At 45.2% G+C, this 22,605-nt stretch carries 12 protein-coding genes; 7 read left to right on the forward strand and 5 right to left on the reverse strand.

Annotation, left to right across the window (positions count from 1 at the left end; all coding sequences use genetic code 11):
- Entirely contained in the window at positions 1 to 8,940 is an 8,940-nt protein-coding gene (locus BO18_RS19825) for an InlB B-repeat-containing protein (RefSeq protein WP_034449100.1), read from the reverse strand.
- 181 nt (positions 8,941 to 9,121) lie between these two features.
- Here BO18_RS19825 and BO18_RS19830 point away from each other — a divergent pair, with 181 nt between their 5' ends.
- The 6 genes from BO18_RS19830 to BO18_RS19855 are packed head-to-tail and all read left to right on the forward strand — an operon-like array spanning position 9,122 to position 15,483.
- On the forward strand, positions 9,122 to 9,616 hold the full coding sequence (locus BO18_RS19830) for a hypothetical protein (RefSeq protein ID WP_185752524.1): 495 nt from the start codon (positions 9,122 to 9,124) through the stop codon (positions 9,614 to 9,616).
- Positions 9,617 to 9,649: 33 nt separating this feature from the next.
- On the forward strand, positions 9,650 to 10,846 hold the full coding sequence (locus BO18_RS19835) for a type II secretion system F family protein (protein ID WP_034449103.1): 1,197 nt from the start codon (positions 9,650 to 9,652) through the stop codon (positions 10,844 to 10,846).
- A 32-nt stretch (positions 10,847 to 10,878) separates the two neighbouring features.
- Complete coding sequence (locus BO18_RS19840; RefSeq protein ID WP_034449104.1) at positions 10,879 to 12,375, forward strand: hypothetical protein; 1,497 nt, start codon at positions 10,879 to 10,881, stop codon at positions 12,373 to 12,375.
- A gap of 1 nt (position 12,376) precedes the next feature.
- Complete coding sequence (locus tag BO18_RS19845; RefSeq protein ID WP_034449106.1) at positions 12,377 to 13,189, forward strand: hypothetical protein; 813 nt, start codon at positions 12,377 to 12,379, stop codon at positions 13,187 to 13,189.
- 22 nt (positions 13,190 to 13,211) lie between these two features.
- Positions 13,212 to 14,897 carry a GspE/PulE family protein gene (locus BO18_RS19850; RefSeq protein WP_034449108.1) on the forward strand — a complete coding sequence of 562 codons (1,686 nt, stop codon included), beginning with the start codon at positions 13,212 to 13,214 and terminating at the stop codon, positions 14,895 to 14,897.
- Positions 14,875 to 15,483, forward strand: a complete 609-nt coding sequence (locus tag BO18_RS19855) for a prepilin peptidase (protein WP_185752525.1) — start codon at positions 14,875 to 14,877, stop codon at positions 15,481 to 15,483. The genes BO18_RS19850 and BO18_RS19855 overlap by 23 nt, the downstream gene beginning before the upstream one ends.
- 86 nt (positions 15,484 to 15,569) lie before the next feature.
- Here BO18_RS19855 and BO18_RS19860 read toward each other — a convergent pair whose 3' ends face one another.
- A complete protein-coding gene (locus BO18_RS19860; protein ID WP_034449110.1) occupies positions 15,570 to 17,663 on the reverse strand; it encodes a glycoside hydrolase family 3 C-terminal domain-containing protein in 2,094 nt (697 codons plus the stop codon).
- A 186-nt stretch (positions 17,664 to 17,849) separates the two neighbouring features.
- Between BO18_RS19860 and BO18_RS19865 the strand changes: the two genes are divergently transcribed.
- Positions 17,850 to 18,782 (forward strand): helix-turn-helix domain-containing protein, encoded by a 933-nt coding sequence (locus BO18_RS19865; protein ID WP_034449111.1) that lies wholly within the window; start codon positions 17,850 to 17,852, stop codon positions 18,780 to 18,782.
- A 205-nt stretch (positions 18,783 to 18,987) separates the two neighbouring features.
- On the opposite strand, the gene BO18_RS19870 is transcribed toward BO18_RS19865, so the two are convergent.
- The 3 genes from BO18_RS19870 to BO18_RS19880 form a co-directional block, all read right to left on the reverse strand.
- Entirely contained in the window at positions 18,988 to 19,863 is an 876-nt protein-coding gene (locus BO18_RS19870; RefSeq protein WP_034449113.1) for a carbohydrate ABC transporter permease, read from the reverse strand.
- An 11-nt stretch (positions 19,864 to 19,874) separates the two neighbouring features.
- Positions 19,875 to 20,915 (reverse strand): carbohydrate ABC transporter permease, encoded by a 1,041-nt coding sequence (locus BO18_RS19875; protein WP_034449114.1) that lies wholly within the window; start codon positions 20,913 to 20,915, stop codon positions 19,875 to 19,877.
- A gap of 83 nt (positions 20,916 to 20,998) precedes the next feature.
- On the reverse strand, positions 20,999 to 22,432 hold the full coding sequence (locus BO18_RS19880; protein WP_034449116.1) for an extracellular solute-binding protein: 1,434 nt from the start codon (positions 22,430 to 22,432) through the stop codon (positions 20,999 to 21,001).
- Positions 22,433 to 22,605: the final 173 nt, after the last annotated feature.

Here is a 22,605-nt window from a genome sequence, read left to right on the forward strand (position 1 = left end):
TCAGTCAGTATCCTCTTCATCCCACTTCGCATAGAGAGTAAAGTCTTCCGTCACAGGCAGAGCCTCATCGAAGTCATAAGGAGTTGTAAGTTCAGTATCGGTAAACCAACCTCCGAAGACAAAACCGTCAAGTGTCGGATCGGCAGGCTTTACGATCGGAGTCGGGCAGGTTACCGTCTGTTCATCAACAGCAGAACCTCCGTTGGAATCAAATGTAACCGTGTGCGTCTGAGGCTCCCACTTTGCATACAGAGTGTAATCCTTGGTAATCTCAATATCAAAATTAGGCCACTTATTGGTGCAGTCAGGATCTGAATACCAGCCTGCAAAGTCATATCCCGGTCTGTTAGGATCTTCAGGCTTGACCATGGAATCACCGTCAGGAACCGTCTGTTCCAACGACTGTCCATCATAAAGCATGAATGTAACCGTCCAGAGTCTCGTCCATTTTGCATACAACTTCAGATCTGTCGTGACAGGAGTTGAGAAGTTATATTCAACTGCATAGGATGCATTCTTATACCATCCGTCGAATCTGTAACCTTCAAAAGTAGGATCGGCCGGCTGCGTAACAGTATCACCGGATACTACATATACAGGATTTTCCTGATCGCCAAGAGAACCGCCTAATGTTTCAAAATCGACTCTGAATACCGGCAAGATAGCATACTCGGCATTAACACTTCCGGAACAGTTCTTGATTCCCGTAATGGTAATGGTCTTCGTACCTTCATCTACAGTGTTGTTACCATAATCAACAGAATAATCACTTGGATCAAGTGTCCTGCCGTTAAACGTTACTGTAACTGCAGGAGTATGTGAGTCACCATCCCAGGCGATCTTCGTATATTCTAAGTCTACTGTAGCCGAACCTGAAATATCCGCCCTTGCGATGGTAAACGGAACGATCTTGAATACACCGGTATAATTAACCGTCTCAGCGACTTCAGCAAGCAGATAATATGAACCGGCATCAAGATCCTTCATTGCTTCAGGAAGGTCAGCAGCACTGCAAGGAGCTACTACACGCTTATCAGCAACAGAGCACGTTTCTTCAGTATAAACAGAATACTGAGGTTCGCCGAAGACCGTCTCAAGCTCAGCGGACAGTTCACTGGGATCATAACTCCATGTCCAGCCTGAGATAGCAGGTTCCTGCGTAATACGGTTCGTAGCCTGTGTTATCTCGAATGTCTTTATAGCAGAACCGCTGTACTGATCAGATACAGGAACTATCCTGACAGTAGCTACGCCCGCATAAATATTGCTGAAATACTGAACTTCAAAATCAGTATTCTCTACAAGTGTTCTTCCGTCGATTCGTACGATTACTCCGGGCCTGATCTCACTGCCGGTATAGACTAATTCTTCCGGAGTAGCATTAAGGAGTGTAATATCAGCGCCAGCCAAGTTTCTGCCAACGATCTTAAACTTATCCGGTGATTCCTTTTCATCCGTATAGTTACCATATCCGATTACCTTAATGGTTACTTCTCCGATATTGATATTATCCGGATCATATTCAAGATAATAGTCTGTATTCATAACAAGCTTATCGTCTCCGACCATTACCGTGATATCAGGGATGATCGGAGCGCCGGTATACTCATGCTGAGCCATGTCAAGATCGTCAGGATGAGCAATCGTGATAACAGCGTTGCTGATGGATGCTTTCTTTATTGTGAATTCCTTCTCAACAGCACCATAATACTCACCTATACCGGATATAATAGCTGTCGCCTGACCGACTCTGTCGTTATTTGTATAAGTTATCTCGTAATGAGTACCGTAATCCAGTTCAACACCACCGACTGTAATTGTCAGATAATTATCAATCAGTACACCGTCTTTATCATAATCAAATATCGTCTCGCTCATCGAGATGCATTCGTCAGTGATCTCGTGCGTTCCTACTGTGACAACAGGCCAGTCACCCCAATGCTCAGAATTAACAACCGCACGGAATGCATATGCTTCGCCTAAAGATTGATCAAATGGTCTGCCTGTATGGGAATTGCTTCCTTTGATGACAGAGGCATCTGCATAACTCAGATTGTTAATGCTCTCGTTAAGCGGAATATTGCCAAGAATATTCATAGAATTATTCATGCCGGCCAAAACATAACATACATTATTATTGTATTTAAAATAATTAGTCTTAGCTGAGTAACCCGCAAAAGCACCGGTAGTATCTGCATCAGAACCTATTACACGACCTGTACAATAGCAGGCTTGAGCCTGTGAATCTTTATTTCTGTATCCATAAAATCCGCCAACATAAGTGCCGGTACCAAGAACTGATGCTGTGGAATAGCAATCATATGTTTTCACTCCGCCATAAGTCCAACCAAAGAAGCCGCCTACATATCCGTTTCCTGTAACATCACCCTTACCGGAGATGTACTGTCCTGAATAAGTATGACCGCTTACATAGCAGTTCTTTATCTCACCCTTGTTGATCTTACCTATGAATCCGCCGACAGCAGTTCCCTTTGTAGCTGTTACGTTCACAGTAGTATAACTTTGCTCCAAATTCAGATTGCTCTCAGAAGATCCGGCAAATCCGCCCGCCATAACATCATTACCTTCTGCAATAACGTTATAACCGCTGGGATTATATACTGCATCCTTACCAAACATCGTATCACCGTCAAAGTAACCGGGTGTCTTGATCTGAACATCAGGACCAACGTGGCTGTTGTATATTTTTCCTGTAGCGATCCTTCCGGCAAAACCACCAACGCTTATGCCGGTTGCAGTATCGTCAGACTGGACTGAAACATTTGCATAAACCTTACGTATCTCGCCATTGATCATGTATCCGACAACACCGCCGACATTTGATCCGGCAGAACGGACAGCTGCGTTAACTCCATCCACACTGGTGATCCTGACATACTGCTTGTCTGTGGAGAGCTTCGCATTGAAGCGTCCAAATACACCACCTACTCCATATTCGGAAGCATTACTGTCAGGAACAGCCATTCCGGCAATCCTTGAAGTAGCATCAACAGTAACATCAACAGGAATTTCGATAGAGCATGTACGGCTGCCGGTCGTCACGATACTTCCGAATACGCCGCCGGCTTCATAGCAGACAGGAATCTTAGCCTTAGCAGAACCCGGAACAGTATTACCATATATATCACCTATATTAGTATAGGACTTCAACGATAATTTAATACTTCCGTCTTTATATGCAGCACAGTATGCTTCACCAAAAACACCACCGACCTTTGATTCGCCGATAATGTTGGCATCATTCAGTTCCACATCTATATATGCAAATGTTCCAAGGTTGCTGGTAGAAGCACCGTTATAACAATCAGTTCTTCCGCAGAATCCGCCGACCTCGCTGCCGCCTACACTGATAACGGCCTTTACGTTGTCAACAGTATATGTAACAGGTGTTTTATTGAATTCGTTCTGGTCGTTGTTTCCGATGCCGCCATGTGCTGCATATCCGCTTCCGATCCATCCGCCGACCCTGCTGCCTCCATTAAGTGAAACAACACAAAGATCCGGTCCGTCCTTTGCAGAAATATTCGAAAGACAGCAATTCTGCTGGAATCCGTCAACACCTATCTGACCGACTATACCACCTATAGAACAGCCGTTTGCTCCGATGAATACCGTATTTCCGTATACGCGAGCAGGGAAGTGATCAGTATCGACGAATTCATCCGTATGGACTACACCGCCCTGTCCCTTCAGAACAACGCCTCCGGTCTGACCGCCGCCGGTAACACCAAGACGACCGTCCACGAATATACCGACAACACCGCCTACACAAGCATTTCCGTTATCTGTGTCAGTACCGGTGTTCTTAGGGTCGAACAGATAAGCAGAATTAAGCGTAGCTTCAACATATACCAAGGCTGCAGAATTATAATGAGCGGCTTCCTTATAACCGACCTGTCCAACAGCACCGCCGATGTTTGTATCGCCGCTGAGCGCATAATCGGCTGAAATATTTGAATAGATCCTGAGTATTCTTCCCCAATGTGATCCGTTGAGGACATTATTACCAGTCTGGTCCGGTCTTGCGGAAGCATAACCCAAAGCACCGCCGACGCAGTTGTCACCGATAACCTTGGCATTACCTGAGATATAAGAGTCGATCTGTGTGATATTACAGATATTGTAACCGATGGCACCTCCGACATTATCATGTCCGATGGTTCTTCCTGAGCCCTGAACACGAGAGATGATACTTGCCAGCACAATATCCTTATTATCAGAAGAGGAATAACCTATCGCTCCTCCGACATTATTTTTCTTGCCTTCAACAATGCCACTAACAGTAGAATCCACCTTGGTTATTTTCGCACGGTTAAATCCAATAGCGCCGCCGACATTATCCCCGGTGCCTGTGATATTACCGTGGATAATTGTCTCAACAGACTTGATCTCGCCTTTATCAGGAGTAAGGAGATTCTGGCCTAAGACTCCACCGACATTGCCTGCACCTTCGATCTTACCGCCAACATCCAAACGGACATCCAGATCAGATCTGTAAAGCGAGTTTTCATTATAACCGACTGCACCGCCGACATTCATACCGGTTGCCGTAACAGTCGAGGTGCCCAATCTGACTTCTATCGGGAATGTTGAGGAACTGCTTGCTGTATCCTTATTTGCATATATATATCCGATCGCTCCGCCGGTATTAGCATTCGTTGAAGAATCAACTGTGCTTCTTACTGTCCACGCTGCTTTCGAGAAATCGACTCTTATCATAGAATCAGTATTACTGTAGAAAGGCAAGGACAAATAGATCTTACCTATTGCTCCACCGACATTTCTACTTCCTTCAATATATGAACCGTCATTTGTCAAGCCATATAAAGAAGACACTTTGATGTAACCTTTGAATTTACCGCCGGTTGCAATAATAGAACCTACAGCCCCTCCGACATTTTCACCGGTTCCACTGATACGTGTCTGAGGATTGAGGATTACATTAAGACCAATAGTAATATCTTTAGCGTTACCAGTATCAATATAAGTAAATGATGTAGCATCTACAGATTCATTTCCGACAATACGGCCGATAGCGCCACCAACATCTTTTTTACCTGATATCCACAACACAAGTCTGTTAAGGTCAGCCTGCGCAGGCATGATAATGACTGGAGCCTTATCATCTCTGATTCTGAGAGCTCCGCATATACCGCCTGTACCAGAAACATTTTTGCCAGTACTGCCTTCGATCGTTAATTTCGGGTTAGTACTATTACCTTTCAGCTCGATAGTACCCTTTGTGTTATTGTTATCAACAAGAATATCACCGCATACACCACCGACCAAATATGCAGTGCCGGTGACTTTGGAATCAGCCTTTACGATCGAACTGATTTTGGAACTGTTCTGGAAATAGAGTATTCTTCCTGCTGCTCCTCCGACGCAGTTGCCTCCGCTAATAGTAGAGCCGTTCAAAACAGACTGAATTATACCGAACTGACTCTTGTTGCTGCATCCGACTGCGCCGCCTACAAAATCAGAACCGGTTATAGTTCCATAATTAACTGCATATATTTTTCCGTTGTTAATTGAAACAAAGCCTATAGCTCCGCCTACATGATGTTTTCCTGTAATATTGCCATGATTCTCAGCATAAATGATCGCTCCGGAAGGGAGAGAAATCGTATTATCGCCAGTTCCGACGCTCATGCCGCCGATCGCGCCGCCTGCGCCATTTCCCTTCGCAACATCAGAACCGTTTGCCTTGATGATCGACCCTGAATTATTTACAGCTCTGATAATGAAGGTTGCCTGGAATTTATTGGAAGTTCCACCGACAGCACCGCCTGAACCACAACCATCAGCTGTTCCGTTAGATCTGATAATACCGTCATTAACTACATTAATTACTATCTTTCTGGTTGAGTTAGCAGCTTCGGTACTGGCGTATCCTATGGCTCCGCCTGAAGCGAAAGCTGCAGGTTTTGAATCACTGAGGGAACCAATTACTGACTTATCCCTGTTCGAACAATCAAGATATAAGGTATTGACAGCATTGTTGATCTCACGGCCTATCGCTCCTCCACAGGGCACAATCGAATTGCCTGAAGAGATAACATAACCTGTAATGTCAGTATAAATGCTTAGATAGGAGCCTTTTGCACCTTTAAGATATCCGATAGCACCGCCTGCTGAAGCACGGCCGTCGTCACCTGTCAGATGAAGGACAAGAGAATTCTCAGGAAGAATGACTCTTACATGGTATGCTGTTTCAGCCAACCCGCTGAATCTGATCTCACCTGTCTCGCTGTTCGGTTCTGAAACTCTGTACTGCGCAACATCACGCTTAAATTCAGTACCCGTATCAAGGCTGCCGACCGCACCACCTACATTACGGAAACCGATTACTCCGCAGGCCAGTCTGTTACCGGTAGCATTCAGAACAGGTAATTTAATCTCAGCTTTTTCTCCTCCGGTGCCGTCGACTACGAATCTTGCATTGATCTCTGAATTGCTGTAACCGACGATTCCGCCGACATTCATATAACCGACAACAACGAAAGCTCCGCTGTTCTTGATCAGACCATTTAACGTGCCCTTGCCTTGCTCATTCTTTCCGATAACGCCTCCGGCATCACGTATAGTTTCGCTGTATTTCCAATATCCGCCGGACATAACGATACTGTTATTTACTCTAACAGTATTAATACTCTCATCTGTCTCAGTAGCTGAACCGATAGTTCCACTGTTGTAACCAACCAGAGTACCGACTCCATAATCATTATTGTAATTAGCGGAAGGATCCGAACCAATATTAACCTTGTTGCTTGGACTGATCGAGGAATTGCCTTCTGTATAATCGCATTTGCTTCCATCAGCAACAGGGGCAAGCACCAGATTCAGGTTCTCTATAAATATATTCTTAATTATTCCTTTATTCTGACAGATAAGTCCATATCCTGTATCTCTTCCGCTCGCAACAGGATCATCAGTTTTTCTGAACGAAGCAGCCCTTAATTGGAAATTCCTGATCGAATAGACTGTTCTGTCCGTATCAGAGATCGAAGTCAGAGTGGATTTGCTCTTTAATTCATGGAGAGCCGGGAAAGATACGATCTTAAGTGCACCCGTATTATCTACAGGAGACTTAAACGAAGGAGAACCGGTCTCTAAAGAGAAGACTTTTACTTCACTGCCATACTTGGAACCGCTGTGGATATACCAATTGATATCGCTGACGATCTTGTAATTGGTGGTATCATCCTCCATCCAACGAATGTTATAAAGATGCCTGCAGTTAGTAAGAACCGCTTCCTTGGTGGATCCAGACCAGTCTGTTCCGCCTACTAAGGCAGTCTTGCCATCATCAGTCTCTCTCTTTCCATAAACCTTATCGCCGAAGAAAGTATTAACTATCGCCTTCCCGGTGATGATGTAATCCTCGTAGTATTCGCTGTCATCCTTTTCATCCAGAGCCGCACTGTCCGGCGAAACAGAATAATAATATGCAAACGCTGAAGCATTTACACCGTACCCTATCAGATAAACAGAATCGTCGATCGCTCTTGCAGCATATGTATTCTTCAGACCAGCCTTATCTTTAAGGGAACCGTTGTTATCATAAGATTTCCAGGTAGACTTATTGCTTAATGTCAAATAGATGTTCTTAGGAGTATTGGAATTGAACAATCTCTCGATTCCGAAGAATTTTGTGATGGGGTCAGTCGTATTGGCTTCCGTACTGCGCGTCATCATGGCATCCAAAGTCAGCCTGTACTCGTAATAACCTTTTTCATACTCAACCGGACATCCGATTCTTCTGTCGCCCGTAACAAGCGACTTGGTAATGGGGAATGTCATCTCGGTCGCATTCTCTGCACCCTCTCTTGTAACATCAACCTTAACATATCCCGTCCATACTGTCCTGTTGATGATATATCCTTCAATGATCTCGCAGATATCCTGTGAAGCAGTATATTTTACTTTTTTGAGCTCTTCATTCTTAATGTGAAGTTCTGTAGTCTCAGAACTGAGCGGATCTGCGTTTGTAAGCAAAATGTACAGGTCTTCAGTATGATCGGGATTTACCGAATACCTGTATCTATATTCGCTGTCTCCGAGTCTTTCCTGATCGGTATCAGCATCAAAGATAGCCCATGATACATCAAGGGTCTCACCGTTACGTACATTAAACAGATATCCTGATGCCTGTGATTTGTCTTCAGTAGGTCCTACAATGTGGCCTTCCAGTTCATGCGTGGCATCCCAGGGAATAGAGACTAAAGAAAGACCGTCAAGACTGTCAAACTGATTATTGTCCTTGCCGTTATAGTATCCGACAAGACTCGTCTTCGAACGGAAAGACTCCGATCTGTCAGGAAGAGAATCTGCTGATCCGTTAACATAATCAGGATCCCATCCGCCGTTTTCGTTCTTATTCTCTGCGCTGTAAAAAGCAGAAAGAATATTTACAGAATACTCACTGAAACCATTATCCTTAGTAGCACTGATATCCAACTCGATGGTCATCGTAGCTTTAAAGAATGATTTGTCATAGAAATAAGGAGACACAAGATCATATAGACACTTGTCCTCAGCTGCGTCAGCGGTATCCTTGTTAAATGTCAATGCTATAGTCTTATGTCTGGAAAAGTTTGTGTCGTAATCCTGGATAAGTGTAAGGTCTGCATCTGATTCAATATCAAAACCCGGAATCGTCTTAACCCATGTATCGAGCGTACCATTTGAAATCTTTTTAGATATGGCTGACTGAGCCATCTGATATAAAGTAACCGCATTCTGGTTGTTTTTCTCAAACTTTGAACGCTTAACATACCCGACAGCTGTAGTAACACCAACAGCGGCAAGAATGGCAATTATCGCAATGACTACGATAAGTTCGACCAAAGTAAAGGCATGGCGTTTCCTGCCATTGCTCCTAAAGATCGCTCTGCCTGTCATAGCCGTTCTTAACATCACTTCTCCCAAATGCTGTAAAGATATTTTTAGTTATTATAATTATAGAGTGAGGGGCGCAAATATTCAAATTAATATAGTGTTAAAACTGTTACCAGGGTGTAACAATGTATTTTATTAAGTGTTTTTTACTTTTTCCCTGTGATATTATAAATTTATGTTATCAGGAGGACTATCAAGGGTGTCAGATAACAAATCCGACAGCATGCCGGTTGAGGGTACACAGTTTTACAAACAAAGTAGTCTCAGAGAAGCTTTCAGGATCATTGTAACCACAGTGATCGTCTTTAGTTTGTTGTCTGTATTTACCCTTTGGGCTGCGATAGATATCGGCGCCCGGCAAGCATATAAGGAAGCCCGTGATATCCGAAAAGCCCTTAAAGCCGTCGGAACAGAGTATTATGGAGAATTGACTTCGATATATGATCCGAATAAAAGCGATGGTTTGGCCGACGGGGCTGCGAAAAAAGTCGCCGACATTTCAACAAGAAACGGTTCGGTTGTTCTTCTCGAATGGGATGACATAAGCAACGGACCCGTAAAGTTCGAATATCGGAAAGGGCTTTACCGTGTTGTATATACAGACACCGGGAAAACCACCGGGCTCTCAACCGGTGTCGAAGGCACTTTTACGATCTACTATTCTTTGGAAGTATTGAATTACGATGCTCAATAGCAACAAATATAATGGAAGAAAGGACTCTTGAATATGCCGGAATATAAATATCAGGCACAGGACAGCAAAGGTAAGATCGTCAAGGGCAAGGCCGAAGCATATGATGAGGCTGATCTTCAAAAGCGCTTCCACGATTCTGGTCTGCTTCTTTTGGAAGCTAAACCCGTAAAAAAGCAGATGGCCTTAAAACCGCTCAAGAAACCCAAGCTCGCAGATTTCTGCCGTCAATTGGGTACTCTTATTAAGGCAGGCGTATCTTTGGTCAAAGCACTTGAGATCCTCGCCAATGATGAATCAATATCAGATTATGAACGTCAATTATATTTAAGACTCCGCGACCGCATCGTTCAGGGCGTATCTCTTTCGACTGTAATGGAAGAGTTGGAACCGGCTTTTCCTCCACTTCTGATCTTTATGCTTAAAGCCGCTGAGACATCAGGCACTTTGGACACTACATGCCTGCGTCTGGCTGAACAGTATACAAGCGAAGCACAACTGGAACAGACCGCAAAAAATTCTCTCACATACCCCAAGATCCTGAGCGTATTGATAGTCATAGTCGTTGCTATCTTGTTCGGTTACGTATTGCCTCAATTCGAAGAGATGTTTTCGACAATGCCCTCTTTGCCTCTTCCGACAAGAGTTCTAATGGCCATTTCAGATTTTGTGGCTCATAAATGGTATATCATACTTATAGTCGTTGTTCTGGCGATCATATTCGGTAAGATGATCGTTAAGATTCCTGTCGTAAAGTACAACATCGACCACATCAAGGTTATGTCCAAATGGGGCAAGCTTACAAAAGTCATCTACTCTGCCAGATTTGCCCGTACGATGAGTTCCCTCTATTCATCAGGTATACCGATCCACAGTTGTATAGAGATATCAAAAAGTACCATAGGAAACACATATATCGAGGATCAGTTTAAGGAAGTAGAGCGAAAAGTCGCCGGAGGCATGCCCCTTTCCGCAGCCCTTCAGGACGTAAACGGATTTGTCGCAAAACTCTCTTCAACTATTAAAGTCGGAGAAGAGACCGGTGCTTTGGGAAGCATGCTCGAATCAGTCGCAGATGACCTCGACTTCTATGCAAGACAGGCACTTCTGAAACTGACATCATATATCGAACCTGTAATGATCGTTATCATGGCAACAACAGTAGGTTTTATCATGATAGCTGTCATCCAGCCAATATATCAGTCTTATCAAACAATCGGAGCAGGATCTTAAGCCCTGCCGGTCAATGAAAGGAAATAAAGCAAATGTCTGAAGTAGTATTTCTGTCGAATACCAACATACAGATCGCAGTCGGTGCATCCGCTTCCGACGGTGCAAAGGTATCCAAACTGATATCTGCACCGCTCCCTGAAGGCGCAGTTCTGAACGGCGTTGTAATGAATCCTGATGCAGTGATCGAAGCAATTAAAATTGCTTGGCAGGCTAATAAACTGTCAAAATCTGAGGTAACGCTCATACTCAACAGCCCACAACTAAGGGCAAACAGGACTGATACGCCTTTATTACCCGACAAAAAGACTACAGAATTTGTTACAAGGGAATCTTCCGATGCAGATTACGGCAGATTCCAGAAGCCTACGACTGGCTGGTACATCGTCTCAAAAGACAACAAAGCTAAAACTCAGAAAGTCGTTTATGAGACAGCTGAAGTTGATTTTGTTAACAAATACGTTGACATCTTCGATATGGCCGGTCTCAAATTAAAGTCTATTCACAACGGCGTTCAGCTCGCAGCCGAGTACTTCACCAAGCAGGCTGCCGGCAAGACCGTTCTCTACATGATACTTGACGGAAAGTCGCTCGTTACCATATTTTTCGCGGAAGGCAAATTCTACTACGACTCCACTTCCCGCGTATTCTCTCAGCCCGGCACCCCCGAGTTTGCCAGAGAGATCTATTCATCAGTATCATCCATCAGACAGTTTATTTCAGCTCAGCATCTTAATGAGACTTTAAAAGATGTTCTGTTTGCCGGTCTGACCTACACGCAGGTAAACCAACTCGCAAACGATATCCTTAATATCGACAGTGCGGTTGAGATCTCACTTGTCCAGCCGCCTCAGGGTACGTCTATCGGAAACGATTCAACTCAGTTCCCGTTCTTCGTATACCCTATTGCGGGTCTGCGTAAGATCGATGAAAGAATGCCTATCCTCAAGAGTTTAAAGGAAACGCAGAAAAAGAAGGCTGATGGAAGCGGGTTGGGAAAACTCATCATTCCGTTTATCGGTATTGTAGCCGTGTTAGCAGTCGTTTACATCGGATGTCTTACGATAAATGCCCAGAAAAAAGCGGAACTTAAAGAACTGGAAAGTTATAACAGAAACCCTGATACTATCGCTAAAGTCAATGAGTACGACGCAATGTATGACAACATGGGTGAGATGGGTAAGATCCAGGGAGGAGTTGATCTGCTCAAGGAATATATCGATACCTATCCGCTCCCTAATTCTTCTGTAAATACTAAGATTCTTGAAGCAGCAAAGAAACACGATGTTTCGATCACATTCAACTCGTACAGCGCTACATCGGGAGTATTCAATATCACAGCATCTTCCCCTATTGTTGAAGACATCAATATGTTTATCGCAGATCTGATGTCGATGGATATTTTTGAAAACGTTGATTACACAGGATACGATATTTCGTCTGACGGTTCACGCTGGCACATAAATGTTATCTGCACGCTTGCAGCAAGAGAACCCGTCGAGGACACATCATCAGAAGAGGAGGCAAACTGATATGGCTTTGCAGACAAACCTCAGTAAAAAAGATAAGATGACGATCGCCATTGTCCTTTTTGCGGCTTTGGTATTTGTTGTAGCATGGTTTCTGATAAGACCTTCGATCTCATCGATCACTACAACGGAAGAAAAGATAAAACAGGCTGAACAGACACAGCAGTTATATAAACAGAAGATAATCAGTCTTTCAAGCGGAGAAGCTGTTTACGAGAAATCAGTTAACGATCTGAATGATTCCACAGTGGAATTCTATCCGGTAATGGACAGTTCCGAGATCGATAAGATGGTCACATCTTACGTTTTGAAGTCTGGTCTGTTCTCGGAAAACCTCGTTATCAATATTCTCGACGGCTCAGTCAAGGAGAGTCCTTACACGTACTCATCCCTGGCAAATACTAAACCCGCAAACAATTCGTCAAGTGATTCGTCAAGTGATTCGTCTAAGAATACCAACACCCCTACACCCGCTTCGGGCAAGAATACAAATACTCAGGTCGATTCACTTATCACCCCCTACAATAAAGCCAGGGATAATGCTACGAACACCAGTTTCTCGGGAGTACAGTGCGTCAAGCTCACACTTGTTGTTACCGGTTCACAGGCTACCTGTCAGGCATTCATTGACGATATATGCACAAAATCCGCAGTCCGTATAACGGGCTTTGAATGGCAGAAGGTAGATCTGAAAGAGAAAATCAACGAAGAGACCGGCGAAATAGAATATGTTAATACCGGCATCGTAAGGCTTAAGTTAGATCTTAATCTCTACATGGCTGATATCGATGACTATAATGTTACTGCTGAGGGTTGATCAGCAGAGCGGAGGGTAATACATGGCAGATAATTCAAAGATTCGTATAGGTGACCTTCTGGTCCAGGCAGGCTATGTTACTGAAGACCAGTTAAAGGAAGCTCTCAATATACAGAAGCAGTCCGGCGGAAAGAGAATCGGTCAGGTTCTCATTGAGCTTGGTTATGTTTCTGAAGAACAGATGCTTTCTGCACTTGCCAACAGGCTTGGAATAGGACTTATCGACCTCAATTCTTATACCATTGATCCGGAGACAGTTAAGCTCATTCCGAGACAGATGGCCGAGCAGTATGTAATGCTCCCGATAGGTCAGGAAAACGGCGAAGTCATCCTGGCCGTTAACGACCCGCTCAATCTCTATGCAATAGAGGATATCAGACAGACCATCGGTATGCCTGTAAGGATCCTCATTGCGCAGGAACATGTACTCAAGAGTGCGATCGATTACCAGTATGCAGGCATCAAAGCTCAGCTCGCAGCTGAGAATGCCAATGCGAATACCGCCGGAATAAACATCGACGAGCTTGTCATCGACACCAGTGCAGGCGCTGACGATGCTCCTATCATCAACCTCGTAAACTCCCTGCTCGACAAAGCTTTCCAGGATAACGCATCCGATATCCATATCGAACCTTTCGAACAGAACGTAGTCGTAAGAATGCGTATCGACGGTACTCTCATCGATTACATCACGCTGCAGAAGAACGTTCAGGACTCTCTCGTCGCAAGAATCAAGATCATGGGCGAGATGGATATCGCCGAGCGCCGTATCCCTCAGGACGGTCACTTCCGTGTAAGGATCCAGGGACAGATCGTTAACGTGCGTGTCAATGTCATCCCTACTGTTTTCGGCGAGAAGGTTGTTATGCGTCTCATCATGTCGGCAGTTCATATTGACAACAACCAGACTTTCGGTATGACACCCGATAACTATAAGAAGTTCCTTGCCATGCTCATGTCCCCTAACGGCTTGATATATATTACGGGGCCTACGGGTTCAGGTAAGTCAACCACGCTTTATATGGCACTTGAGTCTTTGTCACAGAAGCCGATCAACATCAGTACGATCGAAGACCCTGTCGAAAAGAACCTCCCGAGACTTAATCAGGTTCAGGTACATCCGCAGGCAGGTCTTACATTCGAGATCGGCCTCAGAGCTCTCATGCGTCAGGACCCTGACGTCATAATGGTCGGTGAGACCCGTGACGCGGAGACGGCTTCCATCTCCATCAGAGCGGCAGTTACAGGCCACCTGGTATTATCCACATTGCACACGAACGACGCTGCATCCACGATTGTCAGACTCGTCGATATCGGTGCAGAGCCTTACATGCTCTCATCCGCTTTGGTAGGCGTTGTCGCTCAGAGACTCATGCGTAAGGTATGCCCTTACTGCTCACGTCCCGATCAGCTTACCGAGAGACAGATCGAGTTCGTAGGCCACGACATCCCCACTGCCCGCAAAGCTGTTGGATGCAGCCAGTGCCATGGTTCAGGCTATCTCGGACGTACGGCCATTCATGAGGTTCTTGTTGTTGATAAGGCTATCCGTAAGATGATTACATCCGGCGCCGAGGCCGAAGAAATGAAGGCCTTTGCAGTTGAACATCAGAACATGCAGACCCTGAAGCAGGCAGCTATCTCACTCGTTGAACAGGGCATTACGACCTTCGAAGAACTCGAGCGTGTCGCCTACTATGACGACTGACGTTCCGGGAACTTCCCGTAACTTAATAAAAGATCTTAAGAGCATTCCGTCGCCGATGTTTTATATATTTGCGGCGGTTGCTGTTTTTGCGGGGTTATTTGTCTGCGGACTCAATATTACAGGTATCTTCACTACCCTGTTCCTGTTGATGCTCGTTGCCTGTGCGGCATCAGACATCAACGCAGGCATCGTTCCCGACCTTGTCGTGTTATCTGTTGCCGTACTCGGCATCATCAGATATTTCGTAATGGAGACAGTGTCAATAAGTACAGCCGTTCCGCACCTTCTGGGAGCAATATGCGTATCTGTACCGATGCTGATCATTGCACTCCTGATAAAAGGAGCTTTTGGCGGCGGAGACATCAAATTGATGGCTGCCGCAGGTCTCTATCTGGGATGGAGACATACTATTGCAGGCGTCGTAATCGCCTCTGTTGCAGCGGGACTTTACGTCATTTATCTTCTTCTTTTCAAAAAAGCAGGGCTCAAGTCCAAACTGAGACTCGCACCTTTCCTTGCATACGGACTTGGTGCGGCGGCTCTTTTCGGAGACCTGTTCTCGAGCCTTCTCTTCGGGTGGCTTTAAGCCTGTCCTACTGTCTCAAACCATAAAAACAGGCTCTGTAACAATGTTACAAAGCCCGATTTTTAGCGGGTTTATAAGGTTTTCGATCAGACGGTGAACTTGAACGCCTTCTTGCCTGTAAGACGCTCTGTGAGACTGTCAGGCTGTCCGAAACCTACAAAGATATCTGCCTTTCCTTCTGACAGGAACCTCTCACCTGACTCATTTACGAGCTTGAAACTCTCAGACGATATCGGGATCTCGACAGTGGAGGTCTCTCCTGCTCCGAGCGTTACTCTGGTGAATCCGACAAGTCTCGTGTTCTTAACTTCCTCGGCGTCATCGACCTTCATGTAGACCTGCAATACTTCAGACACAACGACGTCGCCCGTATTGCTTACGGTTGCTTTTATCGTAAGGCCTTCAGACCTGGGATCGTCTCCCGTATGCTCTATAGCTGCGATATCCATCTTACCGTATGTGAGACCGTAGCCGAACGGATAGAGGGGCTCTGTCTCGAGATAACGGTATGTTCTGCCCTTCATGGAGTAATCCTCAAAGGCAGGAAGATCGTTTGTATCCTTATAGAATGTTACGGGGAGCTTTCCTGAAGGATTTACCTTGCCGAAGAGAATGTCACCTATAGACTGACCGCCTCTTGCACCCGGATACCATGCCTGAAGGATGGCTGACGACTTATCGTTGAGAACGGAAAGATCCATGGCAGAACCTGCCATGACTACCGTGATAAAAGGCTTGCCTGATGCAATGACAGTGTCGATAAGCTTACGCTGCGTCTTGGGGAACAAGAGATCCGGCTTATCACCTGACTTATACATGTTACCCTCGTCGCCTTCCTCGCCCTCAAGGTTCTCGTTAAGGCCTATTACGAGAACGACAAGATCCGCTCTGGACATAACTGCCTTTGCCTCTGCGATCCTGTGATAGTCTCTGGAGAGAACGTCAGGCTTTGTAAGGCTGATATCACATCCGTCGGAATAGAGGATCCTCATATCGTCTCCTGCGGCGTTCCTGATGCCCTCTAAGGCCGTTATGTACTCGGAAGATGTTCCATAGTAGTTACCGATGAGGCACGCTCTGGAGTCGGCGTTAGGGCCGATTACGGCTATGACCTTATTCTTGCTCTTATCGATGGGAAGAATACCGTTGTTCTTGAGGAGAACTATGCTCTCGTCGGATGCTCTCCTTGCTACCGCGACATTCTCCTTCGTCTCGACATCAAGATATGTAAGTCCGTCAAATTCTGTCTCGTCGAACATTCCGAGAATGAATCTCGTTGTAAAGAGCCTTACTGCTGCTGTCCTGATCTCTTCTTCTGTTACGAGCCCCTTGTTGTAGGCGCTCATGAGATGGATGTATGTGCATCCGCAGTTAAGATCGCACCCCTTCTTAAGAGCGAGAGCGGCGCTCTCTTCCGCGTTCTTTGTTACCTTGTGACGCTCGTGGAAATCTCTTATGGCCCAGCAGTCGGAAACGATATGTCCCTTGAAATCCCATTGGTCGCGGATAACGTCCTTAAGATAAGAGTGGCCGCAGCAGGGCTCGCCGTTGGTCCTGTTATAAGCGCCCATTACAGACTCGACCTTAGCTTCTTTTACGCATGCTTCGAATGCAGGCATATATGTCTCGTAAAGATCCTTGTCCGAGCATGTAGCATTGAATTCATGTCTTACGGCCTCAGGTCCCGAGTGGACAACGAAATGCTTTGCGCAGGCTGCGGTCTTCATGTATTCACCGTCGCCCTGAAGTCCTTCGATGAAGGGAACTGCTAGCTTTGAGATGAGTACGGGATCCTCACCGTAAGTCTCCTGACCTCTGCCCCACCTGGGGTCTCTGAAAAGGTTTACATTCGGCGACCAGAACGTGAGTCCCTTATAGATGTCGCGGTCTCCGTTTGCCTTGTATTCATTATATTTCGCACGGCCTTCATTGCCGCAGATCTCGCCTACCTCACCCATGAGTTCGGTATCGAAAGTCGCACCCATTCCGATAGCCTGGGGAAAGCTCGTAGCCGTACCGGCTCTTGCCACTCCGTGAAGGGTCTCATTCCACCAGTTGTATTCGGGTATGCCGAGTCTTTCTATCGCAGGAGAATCGTATCTCAATTGCGAAGCAGCCTCTTCAACAGTCATTTTTGCGACTAATTCTTCAGCTCTCTTTATAGCTCTTTCTCTGTCCATGGAAAAATCTCTCCTGTCATTCCGGTTTGCTTAAGTAACTATATAATAGATGGTTTCGCTAATCAGTTATATCGTACTTCTTGCTTAATATTTTACAGATTTTGCTATTTTTGGTCGCATATAGGCTTGAAAATGACTAAATCGGCATTTAAAATTGAAGCATTGACATTTAAGGATGGGGATTTAATGCAATTTAACGACAATTCAGTACCCGGCAAATATCAACAGCCGATCGGCAGCTTTGCGGGAAGGATCGTAAGCAACGACGTTGAGGAAGTTGATTTTATTCCGGGATCCAATATGCGTATATGGTATAACAACCGTTCCGAGGACTATCCTGTCCACAGGCACAGTTGTCTTGAGATCACTATTCCGATCGAAAACTCCTATACGTATATCTTTGACGACAGAACGATCATATTGAAAGAGAAAGAGATCTTATTCGTACCGCCCGACATGCTTCACAAGATCTCGGGGACAACAAGGTCCGGCATCAGGTTCATATATCTCTTCAACATTGATTTCCTTAAGGGCTTCTTCGATTACGAAGAGTTCACGAGAGTTCTGCGCGAGCCTCTCGTAATAACTCCTGAAACACATCCTGACGTTTATAATCTCATACTCGAGAGATTCATGGAGATAAATGATCTTTACTTCTTCTACTCCACTTCGGTAAAAGAGATATCGATCTTTTCAAAGCTCATGGATGTATTCGGAATGCTCATGAGAAAGGACTATTCCGACAGCCTTGTCGTTCCTCAGAACGATAAGCAGCGCGAAGTCTATATCAAATTCAAGTCGCTCGCCGAATGGCTCGCGATGCACAGTGCAGAAAACGTATCAATGGATGAGGCCGCAACTCACGTCGGTTATTCAAAGTTCCATTTTGCACGTCTCTTCAAAGAGTATACCGGCATGACATTCAACGACTATCAGACGACGTTAAAACTCAAGGAAGTTGAAAGGATGCTTGCCGATACCGACCTTCAGATAAGCGATATCGCGTTATCTTGCGGATTCAACAACCTTACTTCGCTGAGCCGATGCTTTAAGAAGCAGTACGGATGCTCCCCTTCCCAGTTCAGGAACAGGATCAGAAGATCTAAGAAAAAACAGTGATTGAAAATTACTCTATAAAACATGCAGACTGCCTCACGTTTGAGGCAGTTTTTATTTGCTTTCCGGAGATACCGCGGTCAGATATCATATAGATTTTTGCCAAAACAAAACTGCGTCCTTGGGGAGGCAAATGACCAAGGACGCAGTGTATTGTTTTAAACTGTCTCAGCCTTAGCTGAGTGCCGTCACATGTACGGGATAAGTCTTATGACTTGACACCGCCCAATGCAACACCTTCGACGATGAATCTCGACAGGAAAGCGTATACGACGATAAGCGGAAGGACTGTAACGAGGAGTCCTAAGTAGATAGCACCGTACTCTCTTCTGTAGATATCACCATTGAGGAGCTTAACCATAACCGGGATCGTCTTCTTCTCAGTTTCCGTAAGGAGAATGAGAGGCATGAAGAGGTTGTTCCAGCTTGCAACATAACCGAAGATGGCCTGTGTTGCGATAGCGGGCTTCATGAGCGGAACAACGATCTGGTTAAAGATTCTGAACTCGCCTGCACCGTCGATTCTGGCAGACTGTACGATCTCCATTGAGAGGGAAGCCTGCAGATACTGTCTCATAAAGAATACGGTCATAGGAGATGCGATAGCAGGGATGATGAACAAGAAGAGCTTGTTGGAAAGTCCGAGCTTGTAAACGATCTGTACGAAACCGATTGTTGTAACAGTACCGGGAACCATCATGATACCGACGATCATGTTATTGAAAGCATCTCTCAGCTTCCACTCATAAGCGGAAATAGCATATGCGGTAAGCGAAGAGAAATATACGTTGAGTATCGTGCTGAGCGTGGAGATGATGAATGAATTCTTAAAACCTACGAGAGGGTGGAATTCCTTATTCGTGATCTCGTTCCAGTTCTTGGCGAGGTTCTGGAAAGGATGTGCAGAAACCATACCAAGCGTGCTCTGCTGAATCTCGAACGTGCTTCTGAATGAGTTCGTAATCATGATTACGAACGGGAAAAGCGTCATAATTGCGAAGATGACAGATACGATATAGATAACGACCTTAAGTCCTGTCTCGTTTTTCTTGATTGAAGATTCTTTAATTGCATTATCAGCCATATCTATTCACCTCACATACCTTTCTTTAAAGCCTTAAGCTCCTGTTTTCTGAGCTTCTTAAGCTTTGCTTCATCTTTGTCCCTGAGGACATAGAAGAGGATTGAAGAAAGAATAACGATGACTATGAACATGATAACGCTGGCAGCAGCAGCCTTGTTATAGAGATATCTGTTATCAAGACCCTGGCTGCGCACAAACATGTTCAGTGTCAAAACTGCACCGTTTGCTTTCTTTTCGCCTGCATAGAGCTGCGGAACGTCGAACATGTTGAGACCACCGATGAGTGATGTAACAAGTACGAACAGGAGGATCTGACGGATACAAGGGAGTGTGACCTTAAAGAATGTCTGAACTCTGTTTGCACCATCGATCTCAGCAGCTTCGAAGATCTCAGGGCTGATACCGATAACACCTGCAATGAGGTTAACCATCGTATAACCATACCACTGATAGAACTGAACGAAAGCAACGATCAATTTAAGAGCTGTAGCATTATTGTTGAAGTCGTAAGCTATAGCTATCTTCCAATCGTTAGGATTGGAAAGCATAAGGTCTTTCTTAACACCGAAAGCCTTTGCAAGACCGAGAATGATATCATTTACAGCACCCTTAGGATATCCGAACAAGACGTTGAACAGGATAGCGATCGTAGCTGCTGTGATGATGTTAGGCATATAGAAAAGGATCTTGAAGATACCCTGTCCCTTAACCTTTGATCTTCTGTCTGTGAACCAAGCCGTAAACAAAAGAGCGAAAGCCATCTGAGGGATAAAGTTGAGTGTCCAGATAAGAACCGTATTCTTAAATGCCTTTTGGAAATTACCGTTACCAAGAACTGCGACAAAGTTATCGAACAGCGGCTTAGGACCGCCGACTGCTTCCTCCGACATAATGAAATGCCAATTTGTATTGCCGGCACCGGTAAGATCCGTAAATCCGATCCAGAATGTGAAAAGGATAGGATAAAGTGTAAATGTCAAAAATGTGAGAATAAACGGAATCGAGAATAAATATCCGTATTTTGAGTAGTTAACAAGTTTTTTGTTTCTCATTACAGCCTCCCCCTAGTTTTAAAAAGCGGCAGGGTAAATATCTATCTACCCTGCCGCCAACAGCATTTAAAGACTAAACACTATTAGAATGCGAATGCATCCTTAACGTTGTCTGTGAACTGAGCGATAGCTGCATCTCTATCGATCTCGCCATTTGCATACTGAGTAGCTGCATCCTTGAAGTAGCCGTTGATAGACTCGTCATACTGAGTCATAGCCTTACCGGAAGCATTTGCGTTACCAGCGATGAATGCGGGGAAGATGTTCTGATCGCCGCAGAAAGGAAGCTTACCATCAGACTTAGCCATAACTACGCCAGATGCAACTGTATCCTTTGCGCCGTTGCCCATGAGGTCGTTAGCCCAGAGATACTGGAGACCTGTCTCGGATGTATCAAGAGTGATCCACTCGATGAGCTCTGCAACGCCTTCCTTCTGATCTGTGTCCTTGTTTGCAAGAACCCATGTGCCGCCCCAGAAGAAGCCTACCGGAGGAGCGCAAACTCTCCAGTCACCGTAAGAACCTTCACCAGCTGCTGTGCCGCCGCAGTTACCAATCATTACGTAGTTGATGAGCCAAGCAGGTCCGAAGAAGCAGAATACGTTAGAATCTGCCATATCTGCGTACCAAGCCTCAGACCAAGAACCTGTGTCATTGGAAAGACCTTCGTCCTTAAGCTTCTTAGCGATGTCAAGGAATGCTTCTCTCTCAGGAGCGATAACAACCTGGTCACCGTTGAGCCAAGCCTGTGTAGCAGACTTCTCACAAACGTTCCACATGTCATCAGCACCAGAAACTACAGCATAACCCTTTTCCTTGAGCTTAGCTGCTGCTTCCCAGTACTTATCCCAGTTACCAGAACCTGCGCCAACGATCTTCTCGATCTCAGCCGGATCATCAGTACCGAAGACATCCTTAGCGATGGATGCTCTGTAGATCATAGCACCACCAGTTGCCTGATAGCCGAGAGCTACAACTTCACCATTGCGGGAACCGATGTCGATTGTGTAAGGTGCGATCTCTGCTGCCTTTGTCTTAGCATCTACATCGATACCAAGATCCTTGTATGTAGCTGCATACTGGCACATATCACCCTGAGCATACTTGAGGATGAATGCAGCCTCTGCTGCGTACATATCAGGAGCGGAATCACCACCAGCTGCGAGAGCTGAGTCGATAGCTGTCTGATAAGCACCACCATCTGTAGCAACGATTGTGCACTTAACTGTGTACTTCTCGCCGAAAGAAGGGTTGAGCTCAATGTACTTAGCTACCATGTTAGGAATCTCGGCTGTGAATGACCAAAGATTGATAACTTCAGAACCTGTACCGTACTGAGGCATTGTCTCCTCTGTCTCACTATCAGTAGGCTCTACGTCAGCAGAAGTCTCTACCTCGCCACCGTTTCCGTTGTCTGCAGTTGTCTGAACCGGAGCAGTAGTCTCTGTTGTTGTACAACCAGCTGCAAGAGCTGCGACCATTGCTACAGAAAGAACACTGGCAATAACCTTTTTCATAAAGTTTCCTCCTTAAAAATTATGTTCGGGACCTTTCGGTCCTTCTACATAGTAGATAATAGTCAAAATCGGGGTGCGTTTCTCCACATTTTTTGCTACGATTTGACTATAACTATACATTTTTTGCTTTTATTGAGTAAATTGTACAATTTTTGCTTTCGCAAAGGTTAAAT

The organism is Butyrivibrio sp. AE2032 (assembly GCF_000702965.1).